Here is a 17,938-nt window from a genome sequence, read left to right as displayed (position 1 = left end):
AAATCAGGAAATCAGACAAAGGAGTAATTGATTATGGAGACTGCAACCATTCTCAGCCACGTGGACCATACCCTGCTCAAGCCCGAGGCCACATGGGACCAGATCAAGACCCTCTGTGACGAGGCCATGGAGTTTGGCTGCGCCACAGTGTGTATCCCGCCGTCCTATGTTAAGCGGGCGGCGGAGTATGTCCAGGGAAATTTGAAGATCTGCACCGTCATCGGTTTCCCCAATGGATACAACACTATGGCGGCCAAAATTTTTGAGACCAAGGACGCGGTGGAAAACGGCGCCAGTGAGATCGACATGGTCATTAACCTGGGCTGGGTGAAGGACCGGAACTGGAAGGACCTGGCCCAGGAGATCGCCGGGGTCAAGGCCGCCTGCCTGGGCCGCCCCCTGAAGGTCATCATTGAGACCTGCCTGCTCAGCGACATGGAGAAAATCAAGCTCTGCCAGCTGGTGGCCAAGGAGGGGGCCGACTATCTGAAGACCTCCACCGGCTTCTCCACCGGCGGCGCCACCCGGGAGGATGTGGCCCTGCTTCGGGAAAACCTGCCCAAGCAGGTGAAGCTCAAGGCATCCGGCGGCATCCGTACCCTGGCCGACGGGGAAGCCTATCTGGCGCTGGGAGCGGACCGTCTGGGCGCCAGTGCCCTGGTGGGAGAGGCCCGGAAGCAGGGATGAGGGCCGACGCTGTCCAGCAGCTGCGGGATGTGCATGGGCCCGACAGGGTGCTGGAGCTGCTGCCGGGGCTGTTTCGCCTGCCCATTCCCCTGCCCCGCAACCCCCTGCGGGAGCTCAATGCCTACCTGATCCGGGGGCGGGAGAGAAGCCTGCTCATTGACACGGGCTTCCGGGAGCCCGCGTGCCGCCAGGCTCTCCAGGCAGGGCTGCGTGCCGCCGGGGCGGAGCACGATCCCCTGGATGTGCTGCTCACCCACATTCACACCGACCACACCGGGCTGGCCTCGGAGGTGGTGCGCCCAGGGGGCGCCATCTATATCGGGCGGGGGGACTATCCCTTCACCAGCCGGGCCTGGGAGGAGGAATACTGGGGCCGCATTGACCAGCGGTTTCTCCAGGAGGGCTTTCCCCCGGAGGAGCTGCGGATCACCACCGGCACCAACCCGGCCCGGACCCTGGGTCCGGACCTGGACCTGCCCAATTACCAGCCCCTGGAGGACGGGGACAGGCTCACCGTGGGGGAATATACCCTGGAGGTCATCGCTGCCCCCGGCCATACCCCGGGTCAGATCTGCCTGTGGATGGCAAACCAGCAGGTCCTCTTCACCGCGGACCATGTTCTCTTTGACATCACCCCCAACATCACCATGTGGCCCAATCTGCCCAACGCCCTGGGCCGCTACCTGGAGAGCTTAACCCGCATCGGGACCTATCCGGCCCGGCTGGCCCTCCCCGGCCACCGGCACACGGCGGATTTGGCCCCCCGGATTCAGGCCCTTCTGGCCCACCACCGGCGGCGGGCGGCGGAGACGCTGGCCATTGTCCGGCGGGAGGGGGGACTGAACGCCTACCAGGTGGCCAGCCGCATGACCTGGGATATCCGGGCCGACAGCTGGGCGGACTTTCCCCTGAATCAGAAGTGGTTCGCCACGGGAGAGGCCCTGGCCCATTTGGAATACCTGGCGGAGGAGGGGGCCGTTGTACGCGCCCTGGACCAGGAGGGCATGGCCCGCTATACCGCCCAGTAAAACAAGGGGAGAGCCCCCGGCGCGTCTGCACACCGCGCCGGGGGCCTTTGCTTGAGAGAGGGATAGAGAGGCAGGGGCCCGGCACAAGACGTGCCGGGCCCCTGCGGAGGAAAGAGAGGGTTTGGGGGTTAATGACACCCTTCACAGTCAATGGAAGAAAACTGTTTGGGATCGTAAGCGATGTTGTGTCTGTCGTAGTAGTCCTTCAAAGCGGCCTTGACCGCCTCCTCCGCCAGTACGGAGCAGTGGAGTTTATGGGCGGGCAGTCCGTCCAGGGCCTCCGCCACCGCCTTGTTGGTGAGGTCCATCACCTCATCCAGGGACTTGCCCTTAATCATCTCCGTGGCCATGGAACTGGAGGCAATGGCGCTGCCGCAGCCAAAGGTTTCAAACTTCACGTCAGAGACCGTGTCCTGGTCAATTTTCAGGTAGATTTTCATAATATCGCCGCATTTGGCGTTGCCGACCTCGCCCACGCCGTCTGGGTGTTCCAGGATGCCCACGTTGCGGGGGTGGCGGAAATGGTCCATGACCTTCTCACTGTATAACATAGCTGCATTCTCCTTTCTGCAATTTGCGCCATACCGGGGACATATTTCGTAAGTAGTCGATGACCTGGGGGATCTCCCGGAGCATGACGTCCACCTCCTGCTCGGTGTTTTCCTCACACAGGGACAGGCGGAGAGAGCCGTGGGCCACCTCATGGGGCCGCCCGATGGCCAGCAGCACATGGCTGGGGTCCAGGGACCCGGAGGTACAGGCGGAGCCGGAGGAGGCGCAGATGCCCCGGTCATCCAGCAGCAGGAGCATGGACTCCCCCTCAATGCCCTCAAAGCAGAAGCTGACGTTGCCCGGCAGCCGGTGGTTCCGGTCCCCGTTGAGGGCGCCGTGGGGGATGGCATCCAGACCGGCGATGAGCTTGTCCCGCAGGGCGGAGACCTTGGCGGTATGTTCCGGTAAGTGGTCACAGGCCTCTTTCAGGGCGGCGGCCATGCCCACAATGCCGGCCACGTTTTCCGTCCCCGCCCGCTTCCGGCGCTCCTGGGCGCCCCCTTCAATGAGGGGGGTGAGGGGAATGCCCTTGCGGACATAGAGGGCGCCCACCCCTTTGGGGCCGTGGAATTTATGGCCGGAGAGGGAGAGCATGTCGATGTTCTCCCGGCCCACGTCAATCTCCAGGTGGCCGGCGGCCTGCACCGCGTCGGTGTGGAAGAGGACGTTTCTCTCCCGGCACAGCCGGCCGATGTCGGCAATGGGCTGAATGGTGCCAATCTCGTTGTTGGCATACATGATGGTCACAAGACATGTGTCGTCCGTGATGGCCTCGGCCACCTGCTGGGGGGTGACGCGGCCGGTCTCATGGACATCCAGCAGGGTGACGGTGAAGCCCTCCTTCTCCAGCTTCTGGAGGGTGTGGAGGACGGCGTGGTGCTCAAAGGAAGTGGAAATGATGTGGGTCTTTCCCCGCGCCTTTCCCCGGCGGGCGGCGGAGAGAATGGCCTGGTTGTCCGCCTCGCTGCCACCAGAGGTAAAGTAGATCTCCTCCGGCCGGCAGTGAAGGCAGTCCGCCACGGTCTGCCGGGCCTCTGCCAGGGCTTCAGCGGCCTGCTGGCCCAGGGAGTACAGGGAGGAGGGATTGCCGTATGCTTCCCGCAGGTAGGGGAGCATGGCGTTCAGGGCGGTGCCGCTGAGCTTGGTGGTGGCGGCGTTGTCTGCGTATATCATGGAGCAACCTCCTTATTGCTTAATTCCTACTAAATTATTAGGTTGATTGAAGAATACCATGAATTACATATAAAGTCAATAGGAAAAACAAAAAAAGCATCGGATAAAAAAGCGCCCCCTGCATATCGCAGGGGGCGCGGACAGACACGTCAGTTCTCCTCCATTTTTTGCAGGTCGGCCAGGGAGACGCTGTCCAGGTATTCATCGACCACCTGGTCCAGCCCCTTCCACAGGGGGAGGGCCCGGCAGTGGCCGGCTTTTTCACAGCCGTTTTTCTCCCCCTTCAGACAGGAGACTGTGGCCAGGCTGCCCTCGGCCAGACGGATGATCTCCCCGGCGGCGTATGCCTCGGGGGCGCGGCAAAGACGGTAGCCGCCGCCTTTACCCCGGATGGCGTCCACTAAGTTGGCCCGGCTGAGGGAGGCCAAAATATTTTCCAGGTATTTCACAGAAATTTCCTGCCGTTGGGCGATATCTTTCAGAGGAATGTACTCTCCGGTGTTGTGGTCGGCTAAGTCCAGCATCACGCGAAGAGCATACCGTCCTTTGGTGGAGATCATCATACTCATATCCTTCTTTCTTCCGATGAATTACGATGCGGCCTTTTTCCACTCCGAATCCAGAGGGAAAAGGAGAGTAATTTTGTAGTTATTATACCCCAAAGCAGAGAAAAAGTGAATGGCTGTCTGTCAAAATTCAGAAATTTTTTGCAGGGATTTTTGCAGAAGACCTTTGGCGGAGACTTCTCGGGGCAAAAGAGTTGCCCAACGGTCCGGCCTGTGCTAAACTGACGCTATGTAAGAATCCAGGCAGAGGAGGGAACACGGTGGAAGCGCGACAGAATACCCTGACCATCACCGGCCTGCGGACGGAGTTTCTCACCCCGGAGGGGCCTCTTGCCGCAGTGGACGGCGTTGACCTGGCCATCCCCCGGGGGAGTATCGTGGGGCTGGTGGGGGAGTCCGGCTGCGGCAAGAGCGTGACCGCCCTGTCCGTGCTGGGCCTGGTCCCCCCCGCCGGCCGGGTTGCCGCCGGGGAGATCCGCTTTGGAGAGACGGACCTGCGGACCTTGGGGGAGGGGGCGCTGCGGAAACTCCGGGGCAACCGGATCGCCATGATCTTCCAGGACCCTATGACCTCTCTGAACCCGGTGTACCCTGTGGGCCGGCAGGTGGCGGAGGTCCTCCGCCTCCACCGGCGCCTGGACCGCTGGGCGGCCAAGGCCCGCACCGTGGAGCTCTTCCAGCAGGTGGGCATCCCGGACCCGGCGGCCCGGTATGACGCCTATCCCCGGCAGCTGTCCGGGGGTCTGCGCCAGCGGGTGATGATCGCCATGGCCATGGCCTGTGAGCCGGAGCTCCTCATTGCCGACGAGCCCACCACCGCCCTGGACGTGACCATCCAGGCCCAGATTCTCCGGCTGATGGGGGACCTGCGCCGGGACCACGGCACGGCCATCCTTCTCATCACCCACAACATGGGGGTGGTGGCCCAGCTGTGCGACTATGTCTATGTGATGTACGCGGGACAGATTGTGGAGGCGGCGGAGACCTTTGCCCTCTTCCGGGCCCCCCGCCATCCCTATACCCAGGGCCTGCTGAAGGCCATCCCCTCCCTGGAGGGGACGGCGGACCGGCTGTATACCATCCGGGGGTCCGTCCCGGACCCCCGCTGTCCCCTGCCTGGTTGCCGGTTTTGCCCCCGGTGTGACCAGAGCCGGCAGGACTGCGCCCGCCAGGTCCCGGACCTGCGGGCCCTGGCGGCGGGGCATTGGGTGCGCTGCTGCCACATATCCTGAGAGGAGGGGCTATGGCGAAGATTTTAGCGGAGGGGCGGGACCTCTCCAAAACCTTTCCCGCCCGGGGACAGGGAAAGGGGGCGGTTCTCCACGGGGTGTCCCAGGTGGACCTGGTGGTTTACGAGGGGGAGACCCTGGCCCTGGTGGGGGAGTCCGGGTGCGGAAAGAGCACCCTGGGCCGGCTCCTGCTGGGCCTGCTGCCCCCCACCCAGGGGCAGGTGTTTTTTGATGGGCGGGACCTGGCGGCCTGTTCGCCCCGGGACCTGCGGGCCCTTCGGCGGCAGATGCAGATGGTGTTTCAGGATACCGCGGCTTCCCTGAACCCCCGGCTGACCGTGGAGGGCATTCTGGCAGAGCCGCTGCGGGTCCACCGCCTCTGCCCCCGGCGGGAGATTCCCGCCCGGGCGGCGGTGCTGCTGGACCAGGTGGGGCTGCCCCGGGACCTGCTGGGGCGCTATCCCCACGCCCTGTCCGGGGGCCAGCGCCAGCGGGTGGGCATTGCCCGGGCCCTGGCCCTGTCCCCCCGGCTGGTGGTCTGCGATGAGCCGGTCTCGGCCCTGGATGTGTCGGTGCAGGCCCAGATGCTCAACCTGCTGGCCGACCTGCAGGCGGCGAGGGGGCTGACCTATGTGCTGGTCTCCCACGACCTGGGGGTGGTCCGCCACAGCGCCGACCGGGTGTGTGTGATGTTCCTGGGGCGGGTGTGTGAGGTGGGGCCCACGGAGGCGCTGTTTACCGCCCCGCGGCATCCGTATACCCGCTTCCTGCTGGATTCGGTGCCCCGGCCGGACCCCACCCGCCGGGGGGAGGGGCGGGAACTGCTGCCAGGGGAGATTCCCAGCCCTGTCACCCCGCCCTCCGGCTGCCGGTTCCGCACCCGCTGTCCCTATGCCGCCCCGGTCTGCGCCCAGGCTCCCCCGCCCCTTCAGGGAACAGGGGAACACCGGGTAGCCTGTCACGCTCCCCACGGGGAGGGATAAGGAGGGGACTTCATGCCCTTTGTGGATTTGCACTGTGATACCATTGCCCGCCTGCTGGCTTGCCGGCGGGCGGGGCTGCCCGGTCAGCTTCGGACCGGGGAAGGGGCCCATGTTACCTTGGAAAAACTCCAGCGGAGCGGATACCTGCTCCAGAACTTTGCCCTGTTTGTCAATTTGCAGGGGGAGACGCCGCCCCCTGGGGAAGGGGCCGGTGCCGAGGACCTTTACCGCCTGTCCATGGGCTGCCGGGCGGGGTCGCCGTTGGAGGAGGTTTTGACCCTGGCGGACCTCTATTGGACGGAGATGGAGGCCAACGAGGACCTGGCTGTGCCGGTTCGGTCCTTTCAGGAGATGGAGCGGGCCCGGCAGGCGGGAAAGATTGCCTGCCTGCTGACCGTGGAGGAGGGGGGCGTCTGCCTGGGGTCCCTTCCGCTGCTGCGGACCCTTTACCGGCTGGGGGTGCGGATGCTCACCCTCACCTGGAACTATCCCAATGAGCTGGGCCGCCCCAACGGCCAGCCGGGCGGGCTGACCCGGCGGGGGTTCCAGTTCCTGGAGGAGATGGAGAACCTGGGGATGATCCCCGACGTGTCCCACCTGTCCGACGACGGGGTTTGGGACGTGTGCCGGGCGGCCCGGAAGCCCTTTGTGGCCAGTCATTCCAGCTGCCGGGCGCTGCACCCCCACCGGCGCAACCTCACCGATGCCATGCTCCGGGCCCTGGCGGACCGGGGGTGTCTGGTGGGGGTCAACTTTTACGCGGGGTTCCTGGGGCCCCATGGGACCAGCCGGCTGGCCGATCTCACCCGCCACATCCGCCACATGATCCAGGTGGGCGGCCTGGACCTGGTGGCGCTGGGCTCGGACTTTGACGGTATCGACTGCCCCCTGGAACTGGAGGACGCCGGCCACATGGACCGGCTGGTCCAGGCCATGGAGGGGGCGGGGTTCACCCCCCGGGAGATTGAGGCGGTGTGCTGGAAAAACGCCTGGGAATTTTACCGGCGGGTTTTGTAAGCCCCGGTCCTCTGAAAAAACACGAGAGAACAGGAGGAACAATCCTATGACATTCATCCACGCGCCTCTGCTTCAGCCCCTGAGGATTGGGGCAATGACCATCCAGAACCGCTTCTGTGCGGGACCCCTCACCCTGCCCTCCCTGCAGGGGCCCTTTGGCGAGTTCTCCCCGGACGGCCTGGCCTATTTTGAGGCTCGGGCCAAGGGGGGCTTTGGCCTGTTGTTTACCGGGGCCTTTCACCCGGACACCTTGGTGGACCCGGTCCATCCCCTGGACAGCAAGCAGCCGTTGAAGGCCCCCAAGACCTTTCAGCGGTCGGCGGTGGAGCTGCTGGAGCGGTTGGACGCCTATGGCACCAAGATGCTGCCCCAGGTTTCCATGGGATATGGCCGCAACGCCCTGGGATGCTTCTGTCCCTCGGAGATTCCCTATTACCACGATCCCGCCCGGAAGGCCCCTGCCCTGACCCGGGAGCAGATCCAGCAGAAGATCGATCAGATGATTGCCACGGCAGTTCTCCTCCGCCAGTGCGGGTTCCCGGGGATTGAGGTCCACGCCATGCACTGGGGGTATCTGCTGGACCAGTTTGCCCTGTCCTTTATGAACCACCGGACGGATGAGTACGGCGGGGCGCTGGAGAACCGCCTCCGCTGTGCCCGGGAGATTGTGGAGGGGGTCAAGGCCGCCTGCGGCGCGGATTTTGTGGTCTCCATGCGCCTGGCGCTGAAGTCCTACATCAAGGGCTATAACAAGCCCTCCCTTCACGGGGAAGAGGAAGTGGGGCGGACCCTGGAGGAGGGGCTGGAGATTGCCCGCCGGCTGGAGGCCTACGGCTATGACTGCCTGAGTGTGGACTTTGGGCAGTATGATTCCTTTTATTATGCGGCGCCCCCCTGCTATATGGAGAAAGGGCGGGTGATTCCCCTGGCGGCGGCGGTGAAGCAGGTGGTGAAAATCCCCATTCTCTGCGGCGGCCGCATGAACGACCCCGATCTGGCCGCCCAGGCCATTGCCCAGGGGAAGCTGGACGCGGTGGTGCTGGGCCGGCCCTCCCTGGCCGACCCGGCCTACCCCCAGAAGGTGGCCACGGGGCGGCCGGAGGACATCCGCCCCTGTATCGGCTGCAACCAGGGGTGCATTGGCGCCCTGAAAGTGGGTCGCCGGGCCGGGTGCGCGGTGAATCCCCAGGCCGCCCGGGAGGCTTCCTTTGCCCTCACCCCCGCCCCCCGGAAGAAATCCGTGCTGGTGGTGGGGGGCGGCGTGGCCGGGATGGAGGCCGCCCGATGTGCCGCCCTGCGGGGCCACGACGTCACCCTGTGCGAGGGGAGCGACCGGCTGGGGGGCAATCTGATCCCCGCCGGCGCCCATCCCTTTAAGGAGGAGCTGAACGAGCTCAACCGCTGGTATCAGGGCCAGCTGGCCCAGCTGGGGGTGACGGTGGAACTGGGCGTCCGTCTGACCGCCCGGGAGATCCAGGACCGAAGTCCGGACGCGGTGGTGCTGGCGGTGGGGGCCGCCCCGGCGGTGCCCCCGGTGCCGGGGATCGACAGCCCCAAGGTGATCGACTGCGTCACCGCCCTCACCGGCCCGGACCTCCCCGGCCAGCGGGTGCTGGTGGTGGGCGGCGGCCTGGTGGGCTGTGAGACCGCCCTGGGCTATGCCCAGGCAGGCAAGCAGGTCACCATTTTAGAGGCCCTGCCGGACATTCTCTCCGCCGGTATCCCGGTGCCGGAGATGAATGACTCCATGCTCCGGGACCTGCTGGACGAGGCCGGGGTGGTCCGCAGAACCGGCCGCCGGCTGTCTCGGGTCACAGAGGACGGGGCGGTGGCCGATGGCCCCGACGGAGAGGAGAAGCTGTCCGCGGACCACATTGTCCTGGCGGTGGGATTTGCCCCCCGGACCTCCCTGGCGCCGGAGCTGGCCGGGGCGGGAATGGAGGTCTACCAGGTGGGAGACGGCAGCCGGGTGGGCAGTGTGATGACCGCCATTGGCAGCGCCTACACCGTGGGACGGATGTTGTGAGAAGGAGGAGAAATCCATGCGAAAAAATTTCAAGGATGTTGGCTTTTATCCCCAGCCGGTGCTGATCATCGGCACCTACGACACCGACGGGGTTCCGGACGCCATGAATGTGGGCTGGGGCGGCCTGGTGGGGGGCGGCTATGTGGAGATCAACATTTCCCAGGGCCATAAGACCACGGAAAACCTCTCCCTAAAGGGGGCCTTCACCGTGAGCTTTGCCGACCGGGCGCACCTGACGGAAGCGGATTATGTGGGTCTGGTCTCCGGCCACACCACCCCGGACAAGATTGCCCGGGCAGGGCTCACCCCGGTGCGGAGTGCTTTCGTGGACGCGCCCCTGTTTGAGGAGTTCCCCCTGACCTTGGAGTGCCAGGTGGTGGAGAGGAGCGACGGCCCCGGCGGCGTGCGGATTGTGGGCCAGGTGGTGAACATGAGCGCCGATGAGGCCATCCTGGGGGAGGATGGCCTGGTGGACGCCGACAAGGCCCAGTTCCTGTCCTTTGACCGGGTTCGGCGGGTATACCGCCTGCTGGGCGGTGTGGTGGGACAGGCCTACCACGACGGCAGAAAAAAGATGGAGTGAACCGGGGCTTTGCCCGGGGGAGGCAGGCCCTTCCCCGGGCAAAGCCTGGAAACTGTGCGGAACTGCCCAAAAATAGGTGAAAAACCTGGGCGTATCTTGTTCCTTCTGCTTCCTTGACAAGGGGAGGTCTTGTCCCGTATAATGAAGAACAATGATAGAGGCGCGGCGCTCATCAGTACCTTCCAACCTCCGGCAGGCAACCGGGGAAGCGAAAGGGGGCACCGCCGAAGGGCTTCTCGGGTTCCTGCCTGAGGGGTGCCCTGGGTCGGCAGAGAAGATCTGCCGGACTGCCATTGTCAAAACGATGGAGCGCTATCATGGGACAACCAAAGGGGCGGGAGCCCCGTATTTGTGTTTGTTTGCCATGGATCTGCTTCGGGTCCATGGTTTTTTTAACAAATAAAAAATGAAAAGAGGAGACCACCATGAAAAAGATGCTTGCCTTGACCCTGGCACTGGTGATGGCCCTGGGCCTGTGCGCCTGTGGCGGAGACACCACGGACAATGGGGATGCCCCGGCGGAAAACCCGGAGACCAATTCCCCTGCGGAAACCGTTACGCTGGACCTTCCCCCCGTGGAAGACCTGACCGGTACTGACACCAGCGCCATCGCTGGAGTAGAGGATGGCGTGCTCACTGTGGCGATGGAGTGTACCTACGCTCCCTACAACTGGACCCAGATGGACGATTCCAATGGCGCTGTGCCCATCAAGGGCTCCAGTGAATACGCCAATGGCTATGATGTGATGATCGCCAAGCGCATTTGTGAGGCTTACGGCTGGGAGCTGGAAATTGTTCGCACTGACTGGAACTCCTTGGTTCCCGGGATTCAGAGCGGTTTGTATGATGCTGTGATCGCCGGTCAGTCTATGACGGAGGATCGTATGGAGCAAGTGGACTTTGCCGGCCCCTACTACTACGCTTCTATTGTCTGTGTGGCAAAGGATGGCAGCCCTCAGGCTTCCGCAAAGGGAATCAGCGAACTGACCGGTACCGCCACCGCGCAGATTGAAACCATTTGGTATGATACCTGCCTGCCGCAGATTAAGGGCGCAGAGATCCAGACCGCCGCTGAGACGGCGCCTGCTATGCTGATGGCGCTGGAGACTGGCGCCGTAGAGTTTATCTGCACCGACATTCCCACAGCCAAGGGTGCTGTGGCTGCTTACGATGACATGGTCATTCTGGACTTCACCGACACGGAGGATAACTTCCAAGTGGACGAGGGGGACATTAACATCGGCATCTCCCTGAAGAAAGGCAATACCGAGCTGAAGGACGCCATCAACAAGGTGGTTTCCGCGCTCAACAAGGATAACTTCGACAACCTGATGGATTATGCTGTTTCCATCCAGCCTTTGAATCAGTAATTTTCACAATTATTCATAACCGCCCCCGCCGGTACCCCGGCGGGGGCGCCGGACTGCCCAGTTCCGGGCAAAGAGAGAAAGGAGTGCTCCTCTGTGGAACAATTCGCCCAGCTCGGCTCCGATATGGTGCGTTTGTGGAGCCAGTACAGTGGTTCCTATTTGAACGGCATCAAGAACACCCTGATCTTGGCGGTGGTGGCTACCTTGATCGGGTGCCTGATCGGCTTTGTCTGTGGTGTGTTGAACACCATTCCTTATACCAAAAGTGATTCCCTGCCCAAGCGGTTTCTGCTGAAGCTGATCCGAATTATTGTGCGCGTTTATGTGGAGATTTTTCGGGGGACTCCTATGGTGCTCCAGGCGGTGTTCATTTACTATGGCCTGCCCTATTTCAGCAACAACGCCCTGCGGTTTGACAATATCTGGGCGGCGGCCATCCTTATCGTCTCCATCAACACCGGCGCCTATATGGCGGAAACCGTCCGGGGCGGCATTATCTCCGTGGACCCTGGCCAGACCGAAGGGGCCAAGGCCATCGGCATGACACACGTGCAGACCATGGTCAGCGTCATTCTGCCCCAGGCATTCCGAAATATCGTTCCGCAAATCGGCAACAACTTCATCATTAATATCAAGGATACTTCGGTGATGTTTATCATCAGCTTTACCGAGTTTTTTGCCATCCATCGCACCGTGGTGGGGTCGAACTATCTCTACTTCCCCTCCGCTGCCATTGAGATGGTGGGATACCTGACCATGACCCTCATTGCCTCCTTCCTGCTGCGGTTGCTGGAGAAGAAGCTGGACGGCAATGACAGCTATGATTTGGTTCAGGTAGACGCGCTGACCATGTCCGCCGGTACCTACAATTATCCTGGCCGGGGCACCCCCTTTGACGAGCGCAACCCGGAGGCCCAGAAGAGCATGCTCCGGGAGGAGCTGCGCCGCCAGGCCGAGCGGGACGCCGCGGTCCGGGAGGGGCAAAAGGCGGAGACCCGCCGGGCCCACGGCAACGAAACCAGAAACCAGGACGGAGGGGACCAGTGACATGGATGAGATGATTTTACAGGTGCGCCACCTGTCCAAATCCTTTGGCAAGCATGAGGTTCTCCGGGACATTGATTTTACGGTGAACCGGGGGGATGTGACCTCCATCATCGGGGCCTCCGGCTCGGGCAAGTCCACCCTGCTGCGGTGTGTCAACCTTCTGGAGACCCCCACCAGCGGGGAGATCACCTTCCACGGGGAGAACATCCTCACCCGGAAGGGCGGGGCCGCGGCCTACCGGACGAAGGTGGGTATGGTCTTCCAGTCCTTCAACCTCTTTAACAATATGTCGGTGCTGGACAACTGCACCGTGGGCCAGATCAAGGTGCTCAAGAAGAGCGCCGCCGAGGCCAAGGAGCTGGCCATGAAGTACCTGACCAAGGTGGGCATGGCCCCCTACATCAACGCCAAGCCCCGGCAGCTCTCCGGCGGCCAGAAGCAGCGGGTGGCCATCGCCCGGGCCCTGGCCATGGACCCGGAGGTCCTCCTCTTTGACGAGCCCACCTCCGCCCTGGACCCGGAGATGGTGGGGGAGGTGCTCTCCGTCATGCGGGACCTGGCCGCGGAGGGTCTGACCATGCTGGTGGTCACCCATGAGATGGCCTTTGCCCGGGACGTGTCCAACCATGTGGTCTTTATGCGGGACGGTGTCATCTGGGAAGAGGGCACCCCCCAGCAGATTTTTGAGAACCCCCAGAAGGCGGAGACCCAGGAGTTCCTCTCCCGCTTTCGTGCACACTGAAAAACAGAGGCAAAAGGACCTGCCGGCGGGCAGGTCCTTTTTTATTCGCTCTGGGGGACAGGGGGCACCCAGGGCAGGGCGCCCTCCTCCAGCAGCAGGCGCATGAGCTCCCAGCGGGAGGTCACGCCGAATTTTCGAAACATGTTCTGAAAATGCTTCTGTAAGGTGGAGGCCCGCACCGACAGGGCCTCCGCGATCTCCTGGTTGTTCCGAAACCGGGTCAATTCCTCCAACAGCTGGCGCTCCCGGAGGGTGAGGCCGTGGCGGGCGGCCACGGCGGCCAGGCTGTGGTCAGGGGACCCGCCCGCAGGGGGGGTGCCCGCCAGCAGAGCGGCCATCTGCTGGTTGAGGTGCGTGCCCACGGACCGGAGCAGGAAGAGCTCGTGGTCGGAGAAAGGCCCGTCCTCCCGGCAGCGGAACAGGCTCAGCGCCCCCAAGGGCTGACCGTTGCAGACAATGCCGTACTGGAGGGAGTCATAGACCTCAAAGGGCTGATAGCACTCCTGGTAGATGGTGGAGCGCAGCCGCTGCTGTTCCCCCACCAGGTCGCTCTCCCGGAAGAGGGTGGCCTCCCGGCAGCAGCTCAGCCAGGCGGTGTAGTCGTCGGCGGCAAAGCGCATGTACCGGCGCTCGGCCTCGGCAAAGGCGGCGGGGACGCAGAGGGGGTCCACCAGGTGGATGGAGGGCCCGGCCTCCGCCCGGCGCATGATGCTGGCGTAGCGGTAGGGAATGAGCATCCGCAGCATCGGCAGAAAGGCGTCCCCCAGGTCCTGATAGGTCCGGCATCGGTACAGCTCAGACAGTACATGATTGAAGATCAAAAATTGGTTTTTCTCCAGCAATGAAACGCCTGCTCCTTTCTCCGGATGGTTTGCTTTTTTTAGTTTAATATGAAATAACAGGAAACACCATACCTCAAAATAGGAATTTATACTTTTTTTCCCGTAAAAAGAGGGGGAAAGAAAGAATTTCAAAATGGAGCGCCGCCCCTTATAATGAAGCCAAAGCCGCCCAGTTCCTTTGTGAGAGCTGGGGACACAGGGGCCCTTTCGCGTTGGCACGGGGCCCACAGGGAACGCAATGCCATTGAAGGAGGTAACTATGAAGCGCTGCAAGAATTATATCAACGGGGCATGGACCGAGAGCGTGAGCGGAAACGCCGCCCCTACGTTCAATCCCGCCACCGGGGAGGAACTGGCCCAGGTGGTGGTCAGCACGCCGGAGGACGTGGACCGGGCGGTGGCCGCGGCCCACACCTCGTTTTATGAGACCCGGGAATGGCGGGATATGGACAGCCAGACCAGGGGAGATTTCCTGCTGCGGATCGCTGACCTGATTGCAGAGGCCCGGGAGGAGCTGGCCTACCTGGACGCGGTGGACATGGGAAAGCCCCTGCGGGAGGCGGAGGGGGATGTGGACGACGCCATCCACTGCTACCGCTACTATGCGGGCCTCATCAAAATGCCCCAGGGGGGCAGCTATGGCGTGAACGCCGGCTTTGGGGAGATGCATTCCTACACCATCCATGAGCCGGTGGGGGTTGTGGGGCTCATTACCCCCTGGAACTACCCCTTCCTCATGGGGGCCTGGAAGCTGGCCCCGGCGCTGGCCGCAGGGAACAGCGTGATTTTCAAACCCAGCTCCAACTGCGTTTTATCCACGGTGAAGATGTTTGAGATTTTTGAAAAGGCCGGCATGCCCAAGGGCTCGGTCAACCTGATCCTGGGGCCTGGCGGCTCTGTGGGCAGCGCCATCGCCGCCCATCCCGGCATCAGCATGGTGACCTTCACCGGGTCCACGGCGGTGGGACAGGACATTATGCGCTGCGCGGCGGCAAATGTCAAGAAGATCGGCCTGGAACTGGGGGGAAAATCCCCCAACATCATCTTTGCCGACGCCGACCTGGAAGGGGCCGTGGAGTGGGCCATGATCGGGATTTTCTTCAACCAGGGGGAGGTCTGCTCCGCCGGGTCCCGGATCCTCATTGAGGAGAGCTTTAAGGAGACCTTCCTGCGGCGCCTGGTGGAACGGACCAACGCCATTACCCTGGGCAATCCCCTGAACAACCCCGACATGGGGCCCATGGTCAGCGAGAGCCAGATGAACGACGTTCTGGGCTTTATCCGCAAGGGGGTGGAAGAGGGGGCAACCCTGGTCTGCGGCGGTGCGCGGTACACCGAGGGCGAGTGCGCCAAGGGATACTTTGTGCAGCCCACCATCTTTGACAACTGCACCTCGGAGATGACCATTGTCCGGGAGGAGATTTTCGGCCCGGTGGTCACCATCCAGACCTTCCGAACTGAGGAGGAGGCTGTGGCCCTGGCCAACGACACCATCTACGGTCTGGCCGGCGGGGTATTCACCGCGGACGGGGCCCGGGCGCTGCGGGTCATCAAGGAGATCCGGGCGGGGATCACCTGGGTCAACTGCTACAACCCCACCTTCAATGAGGCCCCGTGGGGGGGCTATAAGATGTCCGGCATCGGACGGGAGCTGGGTGTCCACGGCCTGGAGGAGTACCAGGAGGTCAAGCAAATCAACATCAATCTCAACCCCGGCCCGGTGGGCTGGTATGAACACTGACCGGATGGGCCGCTGCCCTGCCGGGGAAAAAGCCCCGAACCCAAGTGGGTTCGGGGCTTTTCTGTCAGAAACGGGACAAGGGCGCCGGAATTACTCCGCGGTGTACCGCATGAGAATGGTGGCGACCTGTGCCCGGGTGGCGGTTGCCTTGGGGGAGAGGGTGGTCTCGGTGGTGCCGGAGATCAGGCCCTCGCCAATGGCCCACTTCATGGCGTCGGTGGCATAGGAGGCCACCTGGCCCGCGTCGGTGAAGCCGGTCAGATCGCCGGTGATCTCGATGGGATCGGGATTCTCAAAGTCGGCGAACCGATAGAAGAAGGTGGCCAGCTGCTCCCGGGTCAGGGAATTGGTGGGGGAGAAGGTGGTCTCGGAGGTGCCGGCGGTGATGCCGTTCTCGGAAGCCCAGATCACTGCGTCGGTGTACCAAGTGTCCGCCGGCACATCGGTGAAGGGATTCTCCGCGGTGACTTCGGGGGAGCCGGCCATCCGATAGAGGACGGTGACCATCATGCCCCGGTTAATGGCCAGGTTGGGGGAGAAGCCGTCCCCGGTGCCGTTCATGAGACCGGTGAGGGTCACATAGTTCACGGCATTGGCATACCAGTCGCCGGCCTTCACATCGTTGTAGGAGATGGTGTGGATGCGGTTATCGGTCTCGCCGTACTGCGCCTTGGAGACCACGCCCTTGAGCTCGGAGGTGATGTAGTCCATGACCACTTCGTCCAGGGGCACGCCGGAGTCATAGCCGCTGGAGGCAGCCTTGAAGGCGTAGTAGGTGTCGCCGCCGGCGCCCATAAAGTCGTTGGTGACAATGGTGTAGGTCTCTTCGGGGTTGAATGCCTCGCCGCCCACGGTCTGGATCATGACCCGGTTGATGGAGGCGGGCTTGCCATAGGTGGAGCCGGGATAGAGCTCCTTGGTGTCAAACTGGGCGCCGGTGTTCACGGTGAACTCAATGCCGGCCACCTGGGGGAAGCCGCCAATGGCCTCGGGGGTGCAGTAGGTGGAGGCCTCCAGAGCTTCCAGCAGCTCTGCGCCGGTCACCTTTACCACGTACAGGGTGTTGCCGAAGGGGAGGACGGTGTTGATGTCCTTCTTGGTGATGTCCCCGGCGGCGATGCTGGCGCGGATGCCGCCGCCGTTGGTGACGGCCGCGTCCACCCCTTCATCCAGGAGGCCGGCCTGCCACAGCATGGCGTCGGCGATCAGGTCGCCCAGATTGGTCTCGCCGGTGCGGACGTTGGCTTTCTCGCCGTCCAGAGCAACCTCGGTCTTGGCAAAGACCGTGCCGTAGTCGGCGTCGATTTCCTTCTGGATTTCCTCGGCCCGGGCGGCGACCTTGGCGTCGGGGGTGACGGTCAGCTCGCTGGTGGCCAGGCTGGAGGTGGAGATGGTGCCGTCGGGGGAAATATCCACCATGCCCACGTTGGCCAGCTTGGTACCGGTGGAGGTGAGCACGGTGTCACCCACCTTGCCAGTGCCGTTGGTGGCTTCCTTGATCTCTTCCAGGGTGGAGTGGGAGTGGCCGTCGATGAAGACGTCAATGCCGGTGACCTTCTCCAGCAGGTCGATGGAGCGGTTGCCGGTGGACTCAGCGTCAATGCCCAGGTGGCCCAGGCAGATGATGTAGTCGCAGCCGTCGGCCTTCAGGGCGTCCACCTGGGCCTGGGCGCAGTCGAACATCTCCTGGGCGGCCAGGAAGGAGACCCCCTTGATCTTGTCCGGGTGGGCCTTGGTGGCGGTCTCAGGGGTGTCCAGGCCGAAAATGCCGATCTTTTTGCCGTCGGTGGTGGTGAAGGTGGTCTGATCCCCCAGGGCGGCGGCGTTGTCATACCGTACGTTGGCGGCCAGGATGGGGAAGTCCGCTTCCCCGGCCAGGGTCTTCAGATTGGGGTAGCCGTAGTCAAACTCGTGGTTGCCGGGGGCGGCCACGTCGTAGCCGGCCAGGTTCATAAGCTCAATGGCGGTCTTTCCCTGGGAGGCGCTCACGGTGGGGTCTCCCTGGATAAAGTCGCCGGCATCCGCCAGCAGCACATAGGCGCCGGCCGCTTGGTAGGCCTGCTTCAAGGCGGCGACTTTGGCATACTCGCCGATGGCCCCGTGGACATCGTTGGTGTGCAGAATAACGATGTGACCGGTCAGGTCCTGTTCCGTCTCTGTGGCTCCGGCGGGAATGGCCAGGGCCAGCACCATGACCAGTGCCAGGAAGAGCGCGGAAAACTTCTTCCATAGTTTCATGTTGGACAATCCTCCATATCTTCAAATTTCCCGGGGACGAGAGAGGGACCTCTCACCCGCGGTGGTAGGGATAGTATAGCGTATTTTTGCGTACATTGCCACCATTTCCAACGA

At 63.0% G+C, this 17,938-nt stretch carries 16 protein-coding genes and 1 riboswitch; of the genes, 11 read left to right on the top strand and 5 right to left on the bottom strand.

The genetic code is table 11. The features are described 5' to 3' along the window. The first annotated feature begins 33 nt into the window (after nucleotides 1–33). Nucleotides 34–687: a deoxyribose-phosphate aldolase gene (gene deoC, locus DV520_RS04785; protein WP_021920463.1), complete on the top strand. Its 654-nt coding sequence runs from the start codon at nucleotides 34–36 to the stop codon at nucleotides 685–687. After that, on the top strand, nucleotides 684–1,715 hold the full coding sequence (locus DV520_RS04780; RefSeq protein ID WP_117141955.1) for an MBL fold metallo-hydrolase: 1,032 nt from the start codon (nucleotides 684–686) through the stop codon (nucleotides 1,713–1,715). The genes deoC and DV520_RS04780 overlap by 4 nt, the downstream gene beginning before the upstream one ends. Nucleotides 1,716–1,843: 128 nt before the next feature. On the opposite strand, the gene nifU is transcribed toward DV520_RS04780, so the two are convergent. The 3 genes from nifU to DV520_RS04765 all read right to left on the bottom strand — a co-directional run bounded on the left by nifU (nucleotide 1,844) and on the right by DV520_RS04765 (nucleotide 4,003). Next, on the bottom strand, nucleotides 1,844–2,266 hold the full coding sequence (nifU, locus tag DV520_RS04775; RefSeq protein WP_021920461.1) for a Fe-S cluster assembly scaffold protein NifU: 423 nt from the start codon (nucleotides 2,264–2,266) through the stop codon (nucleotides 1,844–1,846). Then, nucleotides 2,253–3,440, bottom strand: a complete 1,188-nt coding sequence (nifS, locus tag DV520_RS04770; protein WP_117141954.1) for a cysteine desulfurase NifS — start codon at nucleotides 3,438–3,440, stop codon at nucleotides 2,253–2,255. Before nifS ends, nifU begins: the two co-directional genes overlap by 14 nt. Before the next feature lie 149 nt (nucleotides 3,441–3,589). Beyond that, entirely contained in the window at nucleotides 3,590–4,003 is a 414-nt protein-coding gene (locus DV520_RS04765) for an RrF2 family transcriptional regulator (protein WP_021920459.1), read from the bottom strand. Nucleotides 4,004–4,266: 263 nt separating this feature from the next. On the opposite strand from DV520_RS04765, the gene DV520_RS04760 reads away from it, so the two are divergent. The 8 genes from DV520_RS04760 (at nucleotide 4,267) to DV520_RS04720 (ending at nucleotide 13,003) form a co-directional block, all read left to right on the top strand. Then, a complete protein-coding gene (locus DV520_RS04760; protein WP_021920458.1) occupies nucleotides 4,267–5,238 on the top strand; it encodes an ABC transporter ATP-binding protein in 972 nt (323 codons plus the stop codon). Nucleotides 5,239–5,249: 11 nt separating this feature from the next. Beyond that, nucleotides 5,250–6,218 carry an ABC transporter ATP-binding protein gene (locus DV520_RS04755; protein ID WP_117141953.1) on the top strand — a complete coding sequence of 323 codons (969 nt, stop codon included), beginning with the start codon at nucleotides 5,250–5,252 and terminating at the stop codon, nucleotides 6,216–6,218. Between the two features lie 12 nt (nucleotides 6,219–6,230). Next, on the top strand, nucleotides 6,231–7,235 hold the full coding sequence (locus tag DV520_RS04750) for a dipeptidase (RefSeq protein ID WP_117141952.1): 1,005 nt from the start codon (nucleotides 6,231–6,233) through the stop codon (nucleotides 7,233–7,235). A gap of 46 nt (nucleotides 7,236–7,281) precedes the next feature. Continuing rightward, nucleotides 7,282–9,261 (top strand): oxidoreductase, encoded by a 1,980-nt coding sequence (locus DV520_RS04745; RefSeq protein WP_117141951.1) that lies wholly within the window; start codon nucleotides 7,282–7,284, stop codon nucleotides 9,259–9,261. 16 nt (nucleotides 9,262–9,277) lie between these two features. Continuing rightward, nucleotides 9,278–9,844: a flavin reductase family protein gene (locus tag DV520_RS04740; protein WP_117141950.1), complete on the top strand. Its 567-nt coding sequence runs from the start codon at nucleotides 9,278–9,280 to the stop codon at nucleotides 9,842–9,844. A 147-nt stretch (nucleotides 9,845–9,991) separates the two neighbouring features. Further along, nucleotides 9,992–10,167: riboswitch (Lysine riboswitch) on the top strand. A gap of 102 nt (nucleotides 10,168–10,269) precedes the next feature. Continuing rightward, nucleotides 10,270–11,214, top strand: a complete 945-nt coding sequence (locus DV520_RS04730) for a transporter substrate-binding domain-containing protein (RefSeq protein WP_021920453.1) — start codon at nucleotides 10,270–10,272, stop codon at nucleotides 11,212–11,214. Between the two features lie 93 nt (nucleotides 11,215–11,307). Further along, nucleotides 11,308–12,261: an amino acid ABC transporter permease gene (locus DV520_RS04725; RefSeq protein WP_021920452.1), complete on the top strand. Its 954-nt coding sequence runs from the start codon at nucleotides 11,308–11,310 to the stop codon at nucleotides 12,259–12,261. Between the two features lies 1 nt (nucleotide 12,262). Continuing rightward, nucleotides 12,263–13,003, top strand: a complete 741-nt coding sequence (locus tag DV520_RS04720; RefSeq protein WP_117141948.1) for an amino acid ABC transporter ATP-binding protein — start codon at nucleotides 12,263–12,265, stop codon at nucleotides 13,001–13,003. A 41-nt stretch (nucleotides 13,004–13,044) separates the two neighbouring features. Here the strand turns inward: DV520_RS04720 and DV520_RS04715 are convergent, their stop codons facing one another. Continuing rightward, on the bottom strand, nucleotides 13,045–13,845 hold the full coding sequence (locus tag DV520_RS04715) for a response regulator transcription factor (RefSeq protein WP_117141947.1): 801 nt from the start codon (nucleotides 13,843–13,845) through the stop codon (nucleotides 13,045–13,047). A gap of 259 nt (nucleotides 13,846–14,104) precedes the next feature. Between DV520_RS04715 and DV520_RS04710 the strand changes: the two genes are divergently transcribed. Then, a complete protein-coding gene (locus DV520_RS04710; RefSeq protein WP_021920444.1) occupies nucleotides 14,105–15,586 on the top strand; it encodes an aldehyde dehydrogenase family protein in 1,482 nt (493 codons plus the stop codon). A gap of 90 nt (nucleotides 15,587–15,676) precedes the next feature. Here the strand turns inward: DV520_RS04710 and DV520_RS04705 are convergent, their stop codons facing one another. Then, complete coding sequence (locus DV520_RS04705; protein WP_117141946.1) at nucleotides 15,677–17,824, bottom strand: 5'-nucleotidase C-terminal domain-containing protein; 2,148 nt, start codon at nucleotides 17,822–17,824, stop codon at nucleotides 15,677–15,679. Between the last annotated feature and the right edge of the window lie 114 nt (nucleotides 17,825–17,938).

The organism is Evtepia gabavorous, from assembly GCF_003425665.1.
GTDB lineage: Bacteria > Bacillota > Clostridia > Oscillospirales > Oscillospiraceae > Evtepia > Evtepia gabavorous.
Note: the sequence above shows the minus strand (reverse complement) of the source record. Positions and strands in the feature narration are given on the sequence as shown.